General features: G+C 67.0%; 1 protein-coding gene. It reads left to right on the forward strand.

Going from position 1 to position 1,666, the window contains the following annotated elements; all coding sequences use genetic code 11:
* Positions 1-108 precede the first annotated feature (108 nt).
* Positions 109-1,653, forward strand: a complete 1,545-nt coding sequence (locus tag Vlu01_RS27290) for an IS1634 family transposase (RefSeq protein ID WP_444543449.1) — start codon at positions 109-111, stop codon at positions 1,651-1,653.
* Positions 1,654-1,666 lie beyond the last annotated feature (13 nt).

The raw sequence follows: 1,666 nt of genomic DNA on the forward strand, positions 1-1,666 counted from the left end.
CCTGACTTGGCTCACGATCATGGGGCGTGCGCGGGCTCGTGGCGTTGACCAGGGGTTTCTCGGCTTGTGTTGAGCGGATCTGCGCACTAATTCTGGTCGTAGGGTGGGCTGGTGTCTCCCTACGTACGGACGGTGAAGACCGCGTCGGGTGCGCGGGCGGTGCAGATCGTCTATTCCTCGCGTCGGGGGTCGCGGGATATCGAGCACATCGGGTCGGCGCACGACGATGCCGAGCTGGAGGTGTTGAGGGCGGTCGCCCGGCAGCGTATGGCCGCTGGGCAGGGCGAACTTGACCTGGGTGTGGAGGGTGCCGCGACTGCTGGGCGGGGTGCGGGTCCGTTGCCGATCACGTCATCGCGGATGGGTCACCTGTGGGACGCCCTCACCCGCGCCTATGAGGCGCTCGGGTTCACGCAGGCTACCGGCGGCGACGAGGTGTTCCGGCAGTTGGTGTTGGCCAGGATCATCGAGCCGACGAGCAAGCTGGACAGCTTGCGGGTGCTGGAGGAGACGGGTGTCGCGCCGGCGTCGTACGCGACGGTCAAGCGTCGTCTGCCCGTGTTCGCGGACCAGTCGTGGCGGCAGAGGTTGGCCGCGGCGTGTGCCGCGCACGCGGGGTTGGGCCCGGCCAGTCTGGTGCTCTACGACGTGTCGACGTTGTACTTCGAGACCGACACCGCAGATGGGTTCCGCGAGCCCGGGTTCTCCAAGGAACGCCGCTTGGAGCCGCAGATCACCATCGGCCTGCTCACCGACGCTGCCGGGTTCCCGTTGATGGTCGAGGCGTTCGAGGGCAACAAGGCCGAGACCCTCACGATGGTGCCGACGATCCGCGCGTTCATGCAGGCCCACCGGTTGTCGGACGTGACGATCGTTGCCGACGCGGGCATGGTGTCGGCGGCCAACCAGAAGGCGATCGAAGCCGCCGGCTTGTCGTTCATCCTCGGGGCCCGGATTCCCGAGGTTCCCTACGTCGTCGCGGCATGGCGCCAGGCCCACCCGGACCAGGAGATCGACGACGGGCAGGTGTTCATCCAGCCCTGGCCCGCCGGGTCGGCCGACCGGCGCCGCGACCAGGTCATCTACTACCAGTACAAGACAGATCGAGCCCGGCGCACTCTGCGCGGGATCGACGAGCAGGTCGCCAAAGCCGAGAAAGCCGTCGCCGGCAAGACCACCGTCAAACGCAACAGGTTCGTCCGACTCTCCGGCGGCACCCGGACAGTGAACCGGGCTCTGGAGGCCAAGGCCCGGGCCGTCGCCGGCCTGAAGGGGTACGTCACCAACCTCGCCGTCTGCCCCGATGGCACCCCGATAACCGCCGAGTTCGTCATCGACGCCTACCACCGGCTGTTCCACATCGAGAAGTCGTTCCGGATGTCCAAACACGACCTGCAAGCCAGACCCATCTACCACCACACCCGCGACTCGATCGACGCCCACCTCACCATCGTCTTCGCCGCCCTGGCCGTCAGCCGCTGGATCGAAGACCACACCAGCTGGTCGATCAAGAAATTCGTCCGGACCGCCCGCCGCTACCGCACCATCGAAATCCAAGCCGGCGAACACACCATCACCGCCGCCGACCCCCTACCCCACGACCTCCACCACGCCCTCGAAGCCATCACCCAGCCCAACCGACGTGCGCACTAACTTGAGCCAAGTC

Origin of the sequence: Micromonospora lutea, from assembly GCF_016863535.1 — a bacterium.
Lineage (GTDB): Bacteria > Actinomycetota > Actinomycetes > Mycobacteriales > Micromonosporaceae > Micromonospora > Micromonospora lutea.